This window comes from Priestia sp. YIM B13551, from assembly GCF_042787905.1.
GTDB lineage: Bacteria > Bacillota > Bacilli > Bacillales > Bacillaceae_H > Priestia.
The window spans coordinates 171,014-187,253 of the sequence record NZ_JBHZOX010000005.1; the positions used below are offsets into that span (position 1 = coordinate 171,014).

The 16,240-nt window shown below is 38.3% G+C and carries 16 protein-coding genes; 3 read left to right on the forward strand and 13 right to left on the reverse strand.

What is annotated here, in order from left to right:
* Positions 1-164: 164 nt before the first annotated feature.
* On the reverse strand, positions 165-845 hold the full coding sequence (locus tag ACFX4N_RS22565; RefSeq protein ID WP_029319345.1) for a hypothetical protein: 681 nt from the start codon (positions 843-845) through the stop codon (positions 165-167).
* Positions 846-1,176: 331 nt separating this feature from the next.
* Between ACFX4N_RS22565 and ACFX4N_RS22570 the strand changes: the two genes are divergently transcribed.
* A complete protein-coding gene (locus ACFX4N_RS22570) occupies positions 1,177-2,574 on the forward strand; it encodes an amino acid permease (protein WP_013059755.1) in 1,398 nt (465 codons plus the stop codon).
* A 37-nt stretch (positions 2,575-2,611) separates the two neighbouring features.
* Here ACFX4N_RS22570 and ACFX4N_RS22575 read toward each other — a convergent pair whose 3' ends face one another.
* Complete coding sequence (locus ACFX4N_RS22575) at positions 2,612-4,324, reverse strand: high affinity choline transporter 1 (protein WP_192100758.1); 1,713 nt, start codon at positions 4,322-4,324, stop codon at positions 2,612-2,614.
* A 619-nt stretch (positions 4,325-4,943) separates the two neighbouring features.
* Here ACFX4N_RS22575 and betB point away from each other — a divergent pair.
* Together betB and gbsB are read left to right on the forward strand one after the other, a co-directional pair.
* Complete coding sequence (betB, locus tag ACFX4N_RS22580) at positions 4,944-6,434, forward strand: betaine-aldehyde dehydrogenase (RefSeq protein WP_192100757.1); 1,491 nt, start codon at positions 4,944-4,946, stop codon at positions 6,432-6,434.
* A 21-nt stretch (positions 6,435-6,455) separates the two neighbouring features.
* Positions 6,456-7,658, forward strand: coding sequence for a choline dehydrogenase (gene gbsB / locus ACFX4N_RS22585; protein ID WP_016765895.1), 1,203 nt, complete (start codon positions 6,456-6,458; stop codon positions 7,656-7,658).
* A gap of 42 nt (positions 7,659-7,700) precedes the next feature.
* Here the strand turns inward: gbsB and cudC are convergent, their stop codons facing one another.
* The 11 genes from cudC to ACFX4N_RS22640 form a co-directional block, all read right to left on the reverse strand.
* A complete protein-coding gene (gene cudC, locus ACFX4N_RS22590; protein ID WP_029319352.1) occupies positions 7,701-8,255 on the reverse strand; it encodes a choline uptake/conversion transcriptional regulator CudC in 555 nt (184 codons plus the stop codon).
* 228 nt (positions 8,256-8,483) lie between these two features.
* On the reverse strand, positions 8,484-8,714 hold the full coding sequence (gene csrA, locus ACFX4N_RS22595) for a carbon storage regulator CsrA (RefSeq protein WP_013059760.1): 231 nt from the start codon (positions 8,712-8,714) through the stop codon (positions 8,484-8,486).
* Between the two features lie 24 nt (positions 8,715-8,738).
* Positions 8,739-9,161 carry a flagellar assembly protein FliW gene (fliW, locus tag ACFX4N_RS22600; protein ID WP_013059761.1) on the reverse strand — a complete coding sequence of 141 codons (423 nt, stop codon included), beginning with the start codon at positions 9,159-9,161 and terminating at the stop codon, positions 8,739-8,741.
* Between the two features lie 81 nt (positions 9,162-9,242).
* Complete coding sequence (gene flgL / locus ACFX4N_RS22605) at positions 9,243-10,124, reverse strand: flagellar hook-associated protein FlgL (protein WP_057275290.1); 882 nt, start codon at positions 10,122-10,124, stop codon at positions 9,243-9,245.
* Between the two features lie 2 nt (positions 10,125-10,126).
* Entirely contained in the window at positions 10,127-11,650 is a 1,524-nt protein-coding gene (flgK, locus tag ACFX4N_RS22610; protein ID WP_057275289.1) for a flagellar hook-associated protein FlgK, read from the reverse strand.
* An 18-nt stretch (positions 11,651-11,668) separates the two neighbouring features.
* Positions 11,669-12,130 carry a flagellar protein FlgN gene (locus tag ACFX4N_RS22615; protein WP_223269021.1) on the reverse strand — a complete coding sequence of 154 codons (462 nt, stop codon included), beginning with the start codon at positions 12,128-12,130 and terminating at the stop codon, positions 11,669-11,671.
* Between the two features lie 21 nt (positions 12,131-12,151).
* Positions 12,152-12,406, reverse strand: a complete 255-nt coding sequence (gene flgM / locus ACFX4N_RS22620; RefSeq protein WP_029319359.1) for a flagellar biosynthesis anti-sigma factor FlgM — start codon at positions 12,404-12,406, stop codon at positions 12,152-12,154.
* Positions 12,407-12,565: 159 nt separating this feature from the next.
* Positions 12,566-12,979 (reverse strand): TIGR03826 family flagellar region protein, encoded by a 414-nt coding sequence (locus ACFX4N_RS22625; RefSeq protein ID WP_013059766.1) that lies wholly within the window; start codon positions 12,977-12,979, stop codon positions 12,566-12,568.
* A 61-nt stretch (positions 12,980-13,040) separates the two neighbouring features.
* On the reverse strand, positions 13,041-13,538 hold the full coding sequence (locus tag ACFX4N_RS22630; RefSeq protein ID WP_028409678.1) for a ComF family protein: 498 nt from the start codon (positions 13,536-13,538) through the stop codon (positions 13,041-13,043).
* Between the two features lie 191 nt (positions 13,539-13,729).
* Entirely contained in the window at positions 13,730-15,238 is a 1,509-nt protein-coding gene (locus tag ACFX4N_RS22635) for an ATP-dependent helicase ComFA (RefSeq protein WP_199866524.1), read from the reverse strand.
* Positions 15,239-15,317: 79 nt separating this feature from the next.
* Complete coding sequence (locus tag ACFX4N_RS22640; protein ID WP_013059769.1) at positions 15,318-16,163, reverse strand: DegV family protein; 846 nt, start codon at positions 16,161-16,163, stop codon at positions 15,318-15,320.
* Positions 16,164-16,240 lie beyond the last annotated feature (77 nt).

Sequence of the window (16,240 nt, forward strand, 5' to 3'; positions counted from 1 at the left end):
ACTGTTAGCCATAAAACATGAGTATATTTTTTCGAATCACCCTATTCGTTTATAGGTTCAACACTTCTCTATTTTGTATCGGTAAAACAGTCATTTTTTTCATAGGTCAAATGGTGCAAGATAGAAAAAGCTCACTTATTTTTCTACAATAAGTGAGCTTTTTATTATTGGCCAAACAAGTTCAGTTTCTGGGATAAATTTCTTTGAATATCCTTAGGAATAAGATATGGTGCTAGATTTATAATATCTCGTAACGAATCAATGGTTACAGAGGCAGATAAATTTATATATTCATCCGTTGTATCTGCTTGCTCAAACGAAATGGAATCTGGCAAATTATTGAGCAGAGTAATTTCATTCATTTCTTTATCAACCGTGACATCAGAAGCCTTATCAATATTTAAGCGATCCCATACAACAGACATCGGAATCGGCATTCTTCCTAAATGCACGCTATTCACCTTTAAAACAAGCTTTCCATTTTCGGCATTTGGTGTTACGTCAACTACAAACTGTGATTCCATAAAAGATACTACATGTTTATTAATATAAAATTTTATATGTTCCGGAAGCAACTCGGCTTCTGCTCCGTCAACTGTTTCATCACTTTCATAAAGGTAGCTGCGCAAATAATCATTAACATCGCTCTCGCTTAACCGGTATCCTAGAACAGGAGATCCGCCGTTCAGTTCTAGCGATGTGGCATGATCGGACTTTTCTTGTGCCAGTGAAGATAATGAAGCAGTATGATCAAGCTTTTCAACATTTCTAACGGGACTAACGAAAAAATACACCCCAACTAAAAGAATAATAAATAGAAAAAGAACAGCTATAAATTTTTTCAAACACACGCACCCTCTCAAACATTCTTCTTGGAATATAATACCGATTTCTCTTTTATCATACAAGATATATAAGATAGTTGTCGAAAACTTGTATAAAATGTACGTATATACCAGACATCCCAAATGGCGAATAAGTCTATGATGAATAAATCGAGTCTTTTTTGACTTAAAATGCGTCAATTTTAGTAACTTAAAGTCGATTTTTATAGGAATTTGATAATTGGCACACTTCTTGCTTATTATAAAGGTAAGGGGAGGAATTTCTATTTATATTTTCAGAATTTACTTTATTTTCTAATAGTCTTTCGATAATTTTAAAGGAGTGAATACGATGGGAAACAAAACAGAATCACACGGAAAGTTAAAGCAACGTCACGTTTCCATGATTTCCATTGCAGGTATTATCGGAGCCGGCTTGTTTGTAGGAAGCGGATCCGTTATTAACGCAACAGGCCCAGCAGCAGTAGTTTCATATGCAGCAGCCGGACTGCTAGTCGTTCTATTGATGCGTATGCTCGGTGAAATGGCTATGGTAAACCCAGATAAAGGCTCATTCGCAACATATGCTCAGCAAGGAATTGGCGCGTGGGCAGGTTATGCTGTTGGATGGCTTTACTGGTTTTTCTGGCTAATTGTAATTGCGATTGAAGCCACTGCAGGAGGAGCAATTGTTCATGAATGGCTCCCTTCCGTACCAATTTGGCTTTTAAGCTTAATCTTAACCTTTGCATTAACTCTAACAAACTTGTTCTCTGTCAAATCATTTGGAGAATTTGAATATTGGTTTGCTATGATTAAAATTGTGGCAATCGTTGCTTTTATGGGAATCGGTTTAGCTATTATTTTCGGATTGATCCCAGGTACATCTTCACCTGGTCTAGCTAATTTAACGGGCCACGGAGGCTTTATGCCAAAAGGTACGAACTCTATCTTTTTAGGAGTTATTACCGTTATTTTCTCTTATTTTGGAGCTGAAATTGCGGCTATTGCAGCTAGTGAATCAGAAAATCCAGCAAAAGCTATCACCACTGCTATTCGCAGTGTCGTATGGCGAATTTTAATTTTCTATATTGGTTCAGTTGCTATTTTAGTAACTCTTTTACCTTGGAACTCAGCTGATTTACTAAAAAGTCCATATGTAACAATGTTAGAAATGGTCAATATTCCAGCAGCTGCACAAATTATGAATTTAGTCGTATTAGTATCCGTTTTGTCTTGCTTGAACTCTGCTTTGTATACGAACTCACGAATGATTTTATCATTAGCTCAAAAAGGACAAGCTCCTCGCGCTTTAGCAAAAGTAAGCAAATCAGGCGTGCCGGCAAGAGCTGTATGGATTAGCACAGCTGCCGCATATGTATGTGCTATCTTTAGCTTCGTTTCGCCGGATAAACTCTTTTTATTCTTAGTTAATGCATCGGGAGCCATTGCTCTTATTGTGTACTTAGCTATCGCTATTTCTCATTTACGCCTGCGTAAGAAAATGAATCGAGCAAACCAGCCAATTAAAGGGATGAAAATGTGGTTGTTCCCGTATTTAACATACGTAACAATTGCTGTTATTACCGTGATCTTCTTATCAATGGCATTTATTGATTCGATGCGCTCACAGTTTTTCTTAACTCTTGGATTAACCGCTGTGGTTCTTCTTTCATACTCGTTCATCAAAAAAACAAACAACAAGCGACCTGACGATCAATTTTCCGAGTCAGAAAATATTGCAAAATAAAAAAGCCGCAGATGCGGCTTTTTTATTTTGCTTTTGATTATTTCTCAACCGATATGTCACGATGAAGATTTCGAAGCGGCTGAGGAGGGCAAATACGTCGCGTCGCGTAAGAAACGATAAGAATAGTTAACAACCCGCCTACCATCGCAAATGTACGAAACGGAAACATGACCACTCCGTCTTCAATCATCGGATACGGAAGTAGCGCTTTTAAATGAAGCAGCGGTTCTCCTCCACCTATTCGAAGAACAAGAGACACAATAAACCCAGCCAAAGATCCGTACCAGTTAGCTCCTTTAAAGAATAAAGCACAAACCAACTGCGGAAAAAGTATACAATACACTAGGTCCCCTGATAAATACCATAAAGAGTAGACACTCTCAGAGTTTAAAGCAATTAGAGTTGCTCCCGTTCCAATGATAATGATAGAACGTTTAATAACTTTATCTAACTGCGCCTGTGTCGCATTTGGTTTTACAATCGGACGATACACGTTCCAGGCTGCCATCCCCGACGCTGAAAGCAACGAAGCCGCTACTGCAGCCATAACGGCAGCAGCTAGGCCTCCAAGCGCAATCGCTCCTACTAAATCGGGCGTTAGGTATTTAAATACATACGTTAAAATCATGGACGCGCTCTCAGGGCTTGACGCTCCAAATGAAGACCAGTCTGCACTATAACCTATCATTCCTATTAAAGTTGGAGGCAAGGCCGCTAACGCGCAAAAGATGCCGGCTGTAATAGATAGCCACATTGCTGCTTTTTCATTTTTAGCAGATAACACGCGCTGAAAATAAATTTGCCATGGAATACCACCAAAAATAAGTAAAAATGTGCTATCCCACCATTGCCAATATGTATTTCCCCATTTCGGATCTTCCCAGCCTTTTAATGGAGGAAATAAATGAAGAGAACCAGTCATGCCTTCTGAATAAGTAGAAAAAACGGCTCCCACCCCTCCCGTATTCGAAAATGCAAAGGGAAGCACCAGAAATAGCCCTAAAAACATAATAGAAAGCTGTAAGATATCGGTATGTGCTACTGCCCACAAGCCGCCAATCACGGTGTATGCAATGGCAATAAGTGCGGAAAGAATGATGGAAATTGAAAAACTGAGGCCTAAAATCACACCGAATGTTGTTCCTAAAGCAGTTAAGATAGCTGCGCTCCAAAACAGCTCTCCCAGTATAGCTGGAAAATAAAGAACCGTAGCCATTTTCTTACCGAAACGAGATTCTAGAGGATCGAGCATTGTCATAAACTCAAACCTTCTCATCTTTCTAGCAAAAAAGATACCGCCTAAAATCAAGCTGATTGAATAACACCATGGCGCTTGAGTCCATGTCAGCCCTGAGGAATAAACGGTTTCGGCCGTTCCAGCAATATACCCTCCACCTACCCAAGTGGCGGTCATTGTGAACATTGAAATCCATAGCGGCATAGATCTTCCTGCAACAAGCATATCATCTGATTTTCCTTTTTTACTTGCAGCGGCTCGAGCACCAATAAAATAAATAACACCATACATAATGAACATTAAAATGAGGCCTGGCCAATAGAGATCTGGATTATAGAGAGAATAGATAAATGCGACAACCATAAAGATGGAAAATCCTATAATAGTTGTCCATAAGGGGGTTAGTAGACGGTTGTTCCTGTTTGATTTCCCTGAAAAGTCAGAAGTCTCATTCGACTTTTCAGGCCTGGCTTGTTGTGTGTCTGAACGAAATGGTTTTTTAGCATTTTGCATCGTCTCACATCCTTTAAATTGATAAAGAAATCTAAAGACAAACTTGTCCTCTATTCCTTTTTCCTACCAGCATACAATTAAACCTAAAAATAGATTTTTTAGAATAAAATATAAATAGTTGGATTATAAATACCAATGCGAAGGGGAGAAATTACGTTTATATAATTATATTAAAATAATTTAAATCGACTTTTTTTATTGAACTCACAATTATTTTTCATCTTCCATCTAAACTCCTTTCTTAATTTCCACATTCAAAATCCTTTGTTTTTCAAGGTTTGTATGCAAGCAGATATAGTACTATGGTTAATATATCTGAATGTTTAGGATATTGTCAAAAAAGTTTGAGTGTTTTCATATAAAAAAAGAATAATATTCTCATAGCTCATACATAAAAAAACCTTTTGTATCAAGGGACATAGCAATCAGTGATTTTTTATCACTTTTTGTTAAATTTTTTCTTAATATCCGAATGATTAGTCTCTTACAGAGCAGATAATCTAATAAATTCTGAACATTTTGAGTTTTTGGATTTGACTAAATTAAATAACCGATGCTATAATTCGAATTGTTAAGAACGTTAAATATAAATTTAACAAATTCTATTATTTGGAGGTTGATGCTATTGGAACAAACACTTACGCTTGAAAAAATGCACATAAACGGCGAATGGGTTGAAGCACGCAGCGGCGAGAAAAGAGAGATTATAAATCCTTTTAATCAAGAGGTTATCGCTGTCGTTACAGAAGGAAATCGTGCTGATACTGTAGAAGCTATTGAAGCAGCTAGAAAAGCTTTTGATGCAGGTCAATGGTCTAAATTTACAGCGGCCCAAAGGGGTTCTTTACTATTTAAAGTAGCGGAAGAAATTCGTAATGATCGTGAAGAACTCGCAAAACTTGAAACCTTGAATACTGGAAAAACCCTCGTTGAAAGCCTGGCAGACATGGATGGAATTGCTGATGTCTTTCAATACTATGCTGGATTAGCAGATAAAGATGGTGGACAGATGATTGAGTCACCTAATCCCGATTCTGTTAGCCGCGTTGTCCGCGAACCTGTAGGTGTATGCAGCCAAATTACTCCTTGGAATTATCCTTTATTGCAAGCCTCTTGGAAATTGGCTCCGGCACTTGCTGCTGGGAATACAATTGTTATTAAACCAAGCGAAATCACCCCTTTAACAACTATTCATATGATGAAAATTTTTGAAAGAGTTGGCTTTCCAGCAGGCGTCATTAACATTGTACTCGGCCCGGGTGCGACCGTTGGACAAGAAATGGCAGAAAGTCACTTAGTAGATTTAGTTTCCTTTACAGGTGGCGGTGTATCTGGACGTAAAGTCATGCAGGCTGCCGCAGGCAACTTTAAAAAAATCGCTCTTGAACTTGGTGGGAAAAATCCGAATATCGTCTTTGCTGACGCTGACTTTGACACTGCAGTTGACTATGCATTAAATGCGGTCTTCTTTCATGCCGGTCAAGTTTGTTCAGCTGGTGCAAGATTACTCGTTCAAGATGATATTCACGATAAATTTGTTTCAGCAGTTATTGAACAAGCCAAAAAAATTAAGCTAGGAGACGGCATGGATGAAGCCACTCAAATGGGACCCGTCATCTCAAAAGAACACCTAGCTAAAGTGGAACATTACATTGAGCTTGGCAAACAAGAAGGTGCTTCCCTTGTTTTAGGAGGCAAACGTCCAACTCAGGACTCTTTACAAAAAGGCTTATTTATCGAACCAACTATTTTTACAAACTGTCATGGAGATATGAAAGTTGTCCAAGAAGAGTCATTCGGTCCGATTATGACCATTGAGCGCTTCAGCACTGAAGAAGAAGCAGTCGCACTTGCTAACGATACGATTTATGGATTAGCTGGAGCTGTTTGGACAAGTGATATGAATCGAGCTGAACGTGTAGTGAAAGCACTCCGTATGGGAACAACTTGGATTAACGATTATCATCCCTACTTCCCGCAGGCTCCTTGGGGAGGATATAAGCAATCTGGGATCGGAAGAGAGCTTAGCCACATTGGGCTAGAAGAATATACGGAAATTAAACATATTTATACGAATACAAATCCACAGCCAATGCGCTGGTTTCAATAAAATTCAAGGGGGAATGTAAAGATGTTTATGCGATTTGAAAGAATGGAACGTTTAAAAAGCTTTGAGATGCCAACGGTTGTAAAACATGGAATTGGTGCTGTAAAACATACTGGAGAGGAAGTAAAAAACCTAGGTGTGTCTAAGGTTTTACTAGTAACAGATCCTGGTGTAAAAAAAGTAGGTTTAGCAGATCCTGTAATCGCTAGTTTAAAAGAAGCGGACGTAGACGTTATTCTATTTGACCAAGTAGAAGCCAACCCTTCTATTCACGTGGTAGCAGACGGCACAAAAATGTACAAAGAAAATGGATGCAACGGACTAGTAGCTGTTGGAGGCGGAAGCTCAATGGATACGGCAAAAGCTATTGGTGTAGAAGTAGCTCATAATGCTCCCGTCTTAGATTATGAAGCAGCTGAAGGAAAAAAACCTTTAACAAAACGTATCCCTCCTTTAACAACCATTCCTACAACTGCAGGTACAGGAAGTGAAGTCACACAATGGGCTGTCATTACAGATCCTGTTCGTGAGTTTAAGTTTAATACAGGTGGACCTTTAATTGCTGCCCACTTAACAATTATTGATCCAGAACTGCACGTATCTATGCCTTCACATATTACGGCCGGTACAGGAATTGACGCATTAGCTCATGCAATTGAATGTTATACATGTCACTTTGCACAACCAATGACGGACTCTGTTGCTTTATTGGCTATTGAGTACGTTGGAAAATACTTACGACGTGCAGTTGCAAATGGACAGGATATCGAAGCACGCTATGGAATGGCGCATGCAGCTATGCTTGCTGGCCTTTCATATGGAAGTGAATCTGCAGGAGCAGCTCACGCGATGGCTCAAACATTAGGAGGCATTTATCCAATTGCCCATGGCCCTTGCGTAGCAGCAATGCTAGGTCCTGTAATGGAATATAACTGGATGGGCGAGCCTGAAAAATTTGCGCGCATAGCTCAAGCTTTAGGAGTTAATACACACGAATTAACGCTTGAAGAAGCAGCTCAAGCAGCTGTTCGTGAAGTATATCAACTAGTTAAAGATGTACAAATCCCTTCTTTAGAAGAACAAGGTGTTCCAAAAGAAGCGGTTTCTCGCTTAGCTCAAGAAGCATTTAATGATCCACAAACAGTTGGTAACCCTCGTGATTTAACTGTAAAAAGTTACGAATGGATTTATAACCGCTGTTTTGAAGCTACACCATTAACCGTATAAAAATGATAAAAAGGCTGTTGATTTTTCAACAGCCTTTTTTATTTACTCTTTCGCTAATTCTTCATTTAAAATATCGATGATTCTTCGGTCGTCAAAAACTTTCACTACTTTTTTCAAGAAATGATAATAATGTTTGGACTCTGTAATCTGCGCTAAATTACGCTTTGCTTTTACTGCGATCTCCTCAGGCACATCTTCATTATTTAAGAGAATCTGCAGCTTGTTTTCCGCTTCTTCGATTGCCTCTAAATTAACTGAAATTTCTCTTTGCCACTTCTTACAGAAAAATGAAAAAAAGGACTTAGAAAAATCTTTTTCTGCTTCATATAAGTCTTTTCGAACACCTTTTTTCCACACTTTGTGGACCATATCAATATTTTGCAGTGAACGAATGGATGTACTCATCGTTGGTTTACTCATACCCAATTCTTCACTCATTTGATCTAATGTAACAGGCTCATCCATAAAATAAAGCATGCCATACAGCCTTCCTACTGAAGGTGTGACCCCATATAAATCCATTGTATCAGCTAAAGCACTGACAACCACATCTTCTGCTTCTTTTAATAAATCATGATACTCTTGAACATCACTCATTTACTCTTCTCCTCTTTTGTTAAATTTATTTGAATTATATTTAATAAATTTAATGATACACGATAAAAAGGAAAAAAACAGAAATTCAGTTCAATTTTTTTGATAAAAAAGAAGCCTTTCTCTTAAAGAGAAAGGCTTAAGACATAGTGGGGAATACTATATGTTTATCTTTCCCGATTTAGATATTATTTATACTGTATATTTTTGATGATTTTCAAACTGATCGTTTTATTTCTTTTTCGGTAATTGTTTCAGCATATCAATAGCATGTAATGTAATTTGAGAAGCACTTTTATTTTCGTTACGTATTTCTTCATAAATCTCTTGTCTATGAATATCTACAGACTTTGGAGCTTGAATTCCTAACTTTATTTGATCACCATTAACTGCAAGGACGGTCACTTCAATTTCATCACCTATTTTGATTGTTTCATTTAACTTTCGTGTTAAAACAAGCATGGACTCACTCCTTATCTATTCATCTTACTCAAATAACCTGTGCTTCGTTTCGTAAGCTGTATTCATTAAAATCACTTGCTTAGCAAGCTGTTGCTTTGTATTAATAATAACAGGAGCCTGCAAATTAGCCGTTATCTTTTCCACAGAATCTGACATCGTAAGCAATACGTAAACAGCTGCATCTTCCGCTTGTTGTAATTGAAGCTTTTCGATTTCCTGAAGTTCTAGTTGAAAATCATAATCTAAAAAAAACTGAAATGGATCCGTGATAATAAAAGCTAATTCTTTGGTTTGAATAGACTGCAGAACTTGGAAAGCTTCGGCTTCTGGAAGTGGTAAAATAACAAATTCAGTTTCTTCCAAAAAACCTGGAATCCCTTGATTGAATGTCAGTGTTTGCTGATTATCTATTTCTATATCTCCATGATAGCTTGTTGAAATTTTCATCTCATCACACCTTTGCTAATTGATTTTTTCTTGTTATCTTTTTTCATTGTAAAAAAGCTCCTTCTGTTTAGAAGGAACTTTTTAACGCAAGAAATCTAGCAGCGTAGGCTGAATAATTTGAGCCCCTACTCCCAAAGCAGCACGATGCACGCTTTCTTGTACGGTTAAATCCGTAATGACTTTTTCAATATCTGCATCTTCATTATTTGAAAGCATCTTAGTAGCCGTAATTTCCTGTGAATCAAGGCGGTTTTCAATCAGCTCAAGCCGATTGCTTCTTGCTCCCAATTCAGATCGCTCCGCTAATAGCGTAGACAGCTGCGTGTCTACCTGTGTAGAGAGATCTTTTAGTGAGTTTACATCGTTTTGTTCAAAAGCTGTTTGAACATTGTTCATTAAGTCGAATGCACCTTGTCCAAAAATATTTTCAGGGTGAATATTGACTCTCAGCTGGATACCTTTTGAGACTTCAACTGAAAAAGGATCCAGGTTAATATTCGATTCTATCATACCGCTTGCATTCTCACTTATAGGCGCTGCTCCTACATTTACACCGTTAAAGATATAGTTTCCTGCCACCTGCGTATTGCCTACTTGCATATAATCCAGCTTTAACTGTTCAATTTCACGTGCAATTGCTTGGCGGTCATCACTTTCATTCGTACCGTTTAACCCTTGCACGACCAGCTCTTTAGTGCGCTGAAGAATGGAGTTGACTTGTTCAAGTCCGGATTCTGAACTATCAAACCAAGACTGAGCTTCTGTTAAATTACGTTTATATTGATTTACTTCAGAAAGATTAGAACGATAAGCCATTCCTTTAGTAGCCACTACCGGGTCATCTGAAGGACGAGTAATTTTCTTTCCCGTTGATAATTGGTTTTGAAGTGTCTCCAGCTTATTATAGCTATTGCTAATCTGTTTTAATGAATTAGCCGCTAACATTCCTTGTGTGACGCGCATCTTTACCTTCCTCCAGTTCCAAGACCGTTTACAATTTTATCAAGCATTTCATCAATCATAGTCACCATACGGGCACTAGCGTTATATGCATGCTGAAACTGAATCATATTGGTCATCTCTTCATCTAATGAAACTGCACTGGTAGACTGGCGCCTTTGCTCTACAGCTCCCTGAAGAGTTTCTGAATTACTTTTTAAGCGGTTGGCTTGTTGGGCATCTACTGACATTTGGCCAATAACAGATTGATAAAAGCCATCTAGGGAAACAGCTTGATTCCCGGAATTAATAAGCACCTTTTGACGAAATTGAGACAATAGCTGAGCATTTTGTCCATCTCCTTTGCGGCCAGTTCCATCATCCCCAGAGGAGGCCGAAGAAGCAGCAGCAATATTGTTTGTGTTTTGTTTAATTTTATCAGCAATAACAATTCCAGCTGCAGCTCCTTCTTTCTGAGAAATCTCATTAAAAAAGGACATACCAGTATCACCATCTAGCGTGACACCTTGTTGGTGCTTATCATTAAACCAATTTACAAATTCATATGCCATTTCATCTAAATCATCAATCATTGAAGCGTAAACACCTGTTTTATTACCACTATTATCTATATATCCAGAAGCCTCAATTAACCCTTTAAGTTTTCCTTGAGGAAATGACTCAGGGTTCCGTATCTCATCCCCTATATGAATTTCCGTCACATAGGAATCTTGATTTGTTTTCAAACTGATGGCATTTACTTGATGAGTTTTCCCATCTAAAAGAGTAATAGGCCCTTGAGACGTTTGAAGCTGAACCGTTACCACTCCTTCTGACGTTGCAGAAGCGTTCCCGCTGCTTTTTGTATACTCTAAAGAAACCGGCATAAATTTAGAAATCTCATCTAGCAGCCGATCTCTTTCATCATACAAATCATTAGGCAAATAGCCATTCGGTTCTACGTTTTGTATTTGTTGGTTCACATTACTTATTTGCTCTAACAAAGAATTCACTTGTGTTACCGCTACGTCACGCTCGTTTTGTAAATCACCTTGAACCGTTTTTAAAGAAGTAGATAAATAAGAGAAAGTATCGCCTACTGCTTCAGCTCGTTCAATCATAACAGACCTGGCTCCTGCTTCTGAAGGGTGTGAAGCTACATCTTGAATGGACTCAAAGAATTGATTAAAAACAGCTGAAAGTCCATCTTCAGTAGGTTCATTCATAATTTCCTCCATTTTTTCAAGAGCACCAGCGCGCGCATCCCAATACCCCACTTTAATGGTTTCATCTCGATACTGGGTATCTAAAAATGTATCACGTATTCGCTCTACCGTGCTGGCTTCTACTCCCATTCCTATTTGGCCCGCAGTTCCAGTCTGATTCATCCCTGGGGCTGGATAAGCTGGGAACGTTTCTAAACTTACTCGCTGACGCGTATAGCCCGGCGTATTTGCATTAGATACGTTATGGCCAATCGTGTAAAGAGCCGCTTGTTGGGCATCCATTCCTCGTTTAGCCACCTGCAAACCATGAAATGTTGAACTCATTCTGCTTTCCTCCGTTCTTTATGCCTTCGAATTAAAAATAGAGTTGGACTGAAACGATCTATTATTTGTTTTTGTGTAATTGAACGAATCCTCTCGTTTCGATGGAACAAGAAGGTCTAGTTCGGTATGAATCAGCTGCAAAGACTGTGTGAGCAGCTGATTGTTTAAGTCATTTGCATACTTTATATCTTGAATTATATCTATTAGCTGTTTTTGAAAGGGTATCAAGATGGAGTACTCAGAGAATGAGCCTGCTATTTCTTCAATGGAGCGAGCAGCATGTCCGCTTTTTTCCATCGCTTCTATACGTTTTGTTTCCAGTGCAGAAATAGCAGCTATATGAGATTGCTCTTTTTGCAAAGAAGCCGTCAATGCCTTTACATCTTGTTTAATAATAAAGTTCGTTTTCTCTTTAACAATAACAGACAAACTTTTGTGAAGCGTTACTTGTTTTTCTAGTATCGTTTGAATTTCTTGCACGTTCAATCAATGTCAGTCCTTTTATTTTTTATAGAAATCTACAATACTTTTAGCAATTTCTTTTCCGTTAATTTCGTATGTTCCGCTGTTAATTTGCTGTTTTAGTTTCTCCAATTTTTCAAGTCTTTCTGGAGATGGTTCATTTCCCTGAAGTTTCTTCGCCTCAGATGAAATATGAATCTGATCTTGTGGATTCTTTTTAGAGACCTGTTCTATTTTTTCTGATTGTTTTTTGTACGGATTTATTCCAAATAAGTTCGATGGGTTAATCTTCATCTCTCTCACCTCTTTTTATATTTGTATCCGTTATCTCTATTCATTATATCGGAATTTCCGCCTAAACCTTTAGCATCGGCAAGGAAGTTGAGACCATTTTCACAGTCCACCTTAAACATAGGTCTATAGATAGAGAATCTGCAAACACTCAGCACACTTTCACTCTTTTTTCCTTTCGTTAGAACGATAGGTGGGACGCGTCGGCTCTTCATTTGAACGAATCATCTCACGATTATGCTTTTCTAACCCATGTTTAATTTCTTGAGAGCATGAATGACAAAGTTTCCCTTCTCGAATCTGAGCGTTGCATTGCATGCATGGATAGCTTATATTTGGAAAATTAGTTAGCACTAAGCGACCTTGTCGAATAAATTGATAAATTAACGAATCTGAAACGCCCGTTTCTTTCATCACTTCGTAAGTCGTTGCTGTACGATTTGCTCTCTTCTTCAAGAATGAAGAAACACGTTGAAACAGAGCTTCTTCTTTGTCAAAACATGATTTACATATGTTTATTGATCCACTTTTTACAAATAAATGACCGCATTCCCTGCAATTATCTAACGTTCCCATATTCGAAACTCCTCATTTGTTTTTTATTTTACTATCGGTCAAAGTTTTAAATTATACATCTTCATGCACGAATTAAAGTGAGCGAACGAACTGAACGTGCCCCAGCTTCCTGCAAACAATTTGCCGCTTGGCGCACGGTTGCTCCTGTTGTATAAATATCATCAATCAAGAGAAATTCTTGATTCGTAACCATTGAGGAATCGACTACTTTAAATTCCAGCCTTTCTGCCAGCCGACTTCGCCTATTTTTCTTTGATTGCTTTGTTCCTGAACAGCGAACAAGAGGCATTTCTATGTTGTCACTGATCAGTTCAGCTAGCGCTAAAGATTGGTTAAACCCTCTCTCATATAATCTCTCGTCCGTTAAAGGTATAGGAACTAGTATAGCTTTTGGATTACATTCTTTTTTATAGAACTTATACCACTGCTCCTTGAATGCTTGGATAATTTCATAATCTCCTTGAAATTTAAAACGTTCTATTATGCTTTGCATAAAATCATTGTACGTATAAAGAGAACGGTTGAAAAAAGAAGCATCATTCCATTTCTGACAGTCCATACATGTGTCTAGCTCATAATGAGAAGAAGCGAGGTCTGCAAGAGAACGGCCGCATCCCCTGCAAATGCTACTGGTGATGATGGGACATTTTTGCAAGCAAACAGTGCAAATCCTGTCCGTTGAAGAAGGTTTTAACAATGACCTCCAATCGAAAGAAGAGACAAGAGGTTCAAAACAAATCAGACATATTGTCATCGATCAACCAGCCCTTCCTTATAAGCTAGAGCATTCATATATTCAATATGCTCTTTTGCTTTTCGCATAGACAGAGACTGCCCATAATGAAAAAAGACCACGTCTCCCGTTGGAAATTGAGCACTCCTCCCCACTCTTCCTGAAATCTGAACAAGAGCACTTTCAGTAAAAATCGTTTCTTCTGCTCCTAATACTGCAACATCTATGTTGGGAACCGTTACGCCTCGCTCTAATATTGTTGTCGTTACTAAAATAACTAGCTGCCCTTCTCTAAATTTCATTACTTTTTCTTTTCGCTGGGAATCTTCAGCATGGACACCGTCTACCTTTTCGGTTAGCTTCCGAATCATGTCTGTGATCGGAGCAATCCACTTAATTTGCGGGACGAAGATAAAGCATTGTTTCCCTTCATTTATTCTTTTTTTCAGCCATTTCTCAACATTAGCAGGCAAAGTATCTGTTTTCATTTTTTTCTTCCAATTGCCACACCATTCAAACCGAGGAACAGGAATAAGCATTCGGTGATAGCGGGCTGGAATTTTAACTACTTGTTTTTTCCCTTGCTCAACGTCTTTTTTTAATGATTCATTTGGAGTCGCTGTTAAATAAATCTTTGATGCAGCGTGTTTAGCTGCTTTTGCAACAGCATAGTGCAGCATAGGCTCTGTCGAATACGGGAATGCATCTACTTCGTCAATAATCAGCACATCGAATGCTTGATAATAATGCAGAAGTTGATGAGTGGTGGAAATAATAAGAGAGGATTCATGAAAACGGTCTTCGCTGCCTCCATACATAGCCAGCACAGACATATTCGGAAATGCCGATTGAATTCTTGGCTTTAACTCAATAACTACATCTGTTCTTGGAGTAGCAATACAGACTTTCTTTCCGCTGTTCAATGCTGCTTCAATACCTTTAAATAAAATTTCCGTTTTTCCTGCTCCGCAAACAGCCCAAATTAACAGCTCTTCATCCTTTTTTATAGCTTGAATGAGTTCATTTGAAGCACGTTCTTGAGCTTTAGACAGCATTCCTTTCCAATTCATCACGCTGCTTTTTGGCAGGACATTACTTGTTGGTCCTTCCCAGTTTATAAAAGGTGTGCACTCACTTACTTTCCCCATTACAATACACGCTCGGCAATAGTAGCACTCCTGGTGACATCTACTGCATGGAAATGAAGCAAAATAAAAGGGGCTATCACTTCCACACCGGTTGCATTTATATCTGTTTTCTTTCTGGGTAAGTGCTTTTTGATAGGAAATATATCCGTTTAGATAATGTTCATGAATGAGAGATAAAGGATAGGGAGTCTGAGTTAGTAGAAGTTGCTTTCCGCTTAGAGAACGCTGAAGATCTAAAGAGTAGGGGTATGAAGGATTTAAAGGTGGAGTTCTCCACGTATCGATTTTTGAGAGAGGAAAAGCAGCTGGGCTAGGTACTTGAACGGGATTTAGCAATTCTTGTTTAACAGTAAAAAGCATATCTTCATTCCTTTCCATGTTTATCGTACACATCTATATACGCAAAAAAAGGTGTTTTTTCCTGCAAAAAAACCAAATCAAATGATTTGGTTTTCGATTACTTTTTATACCAGCCTATACCGATGGCACCTTCACCTAAATGTGTGCCAATGACAGCGCCAAAATAAGAAAGGCTCCATTCAATATGAGGATATTCTTGTTCTAACTCTCGTTGAATTTCTTTTGCTTCATTTTCACGATTAGAATGAATAACTACAGCCTTCATAGGTACGTTTTCTTTTGCATCCTCATCAAGAAGCTCGGTAATTCGTTTTAATGCTCGTTTACGCGTACGAATTTTTTCAAACGGAACAATTTTTTTAGATTCAAAATGGAGCACGGGCTTTACTTGAAGCAGACTTCCAATAATAGCCTGAGCAGCATTTAGACGACCTCCACGCTGCAAGTGAGATAAATCATCTACCATAAAATACGCACGCATTGATAGTTTCATCTCTTCAAAACGCGCAATGATTTCGTCAGGATGTTTATTTAATTGGACCATCTCGGCTCCTTCAATCGCATAAAAGCCTTGAACCATACAGCTGATTTCTGAATCAAATACGTGCACGTCAAAGTCTTCTACCATGCTACCTGCCGTCAAAGCACCCTGATACGTTCCGCTAATTCCACTAGATAACGTAATAACGATAGCCGCATCGAATTGATCTCGTTTTAACTGTTCAAACAACTCTACAAATTCTCCGATAGCAGGCTGAGAAGTGGTTGGAAGATTTTTTGCTTCTTTAATTTTTTCAAAATATTGATCTGCAGTCATATCTACTTCTTCACGATATGTTTCTTCACCGAAAATAACGCTTAGCGGCACCATATGTATATGATAGTTTGATCGAATTTCCTCTGATATATAGGCGGTACTATCTGTAATAATTGCTGTTTTCATAAGATAGGGATCCATCCTTTGTTATATAAAATAATTTCACTCTATTCTACAACATTTAGGATTAAAATGCATGTAAC

Coding starts and splice junctions, on each gene's coding strand:
- ACFX4N_RS22570 (WP_013059755.1), top strand. CDS start 1,177: ATGGGAAACAAAACAGAATCACACGGAAAGTTAAAGCAACGTCACGTT.
- ACFX4N_RS22575 (WP_192100758.1), bottom strand. CDS start 4,324: ATGCAAAATGCTAAAAAACCATTTCGTTCAGACACACAACAAGCCAGG.
- betB (WP_192100757.1), top strand. CDS start 4,944: ATGCTATTGGAACAAACACTTACGCTTGAAAAAATGCACATAAACGGC.
- gbsB (WP_016765895.1), top strand. CDS start 6,456: ATGTTTATGCGATTTGAAAGAATGGAACGTTTAAAAAGCTTTGAGATG.
- cudC (WP_029319352.1), bottom strand. CDS start 8,255: ATGAGTGATGTTCAAGAGTATCATGATTTATTAAAAGAAGCAGAAGAT.
- csrA (WP_013059760.1), bottom strand. CDS start 8,714: ATGCTTGTTTTAACACGAAAGTTAAATGAAACAATCAAAATAGGTGAT.
- fliW (WP_013059761.1), bottom strand. CDS start 9,161: ATGAAAATTTCAACAAGCTATCATGGAGATATAGAAATAGATAATCAG.
- flgL (WP_057275290.1), bottom strand. CDS start 10,124: ATGCGCGTCACACAAGGAATGTTAGCGGCTAATTCATTAAAACAGATT.
- flgK (WP_057275289.1), bottom strand. CDS start 11,650: ATGAGTTCAACATTTCATGGTTTGCAGGTGGCTAAACGAGGAATGGAT.
- flgM (WP_029319359.1), bottom strand. CDS start 12,406: ATGAAGATTAACCCATCGAACTTATTTGGAATAAATCCGTACAAAAAA.
- ACFX4N_RS22625 (WP_013059766.1), bottom strand. CDS start 12,979: ATGGGAACGTTAGATAATTGCAGGGAATGCGGTCATTTATTTGTAAAA.
- ACFX4N_RS22630 (WP_028409678.1), bottom strand. CDS start 13,538: ATGGACTGTCAGAAATGGAATGATGCTTCTTTTTTCAACCGTTCTCTT.
- ACFX4N_RS22635 (WP_199866524.1), bottom strand. CDS start 15,238: ATGGAAAGGAATGAAGATATGCTTTTTACTGTTAAACAAGAATTGCTA.
- ACFX4N_RS22640 (WP_013059769.1), bottom strand. CDS start 16,163: ATGAAAACAGCAATTATTACAGATAGTACCGCCTATATATCAGAGGAA.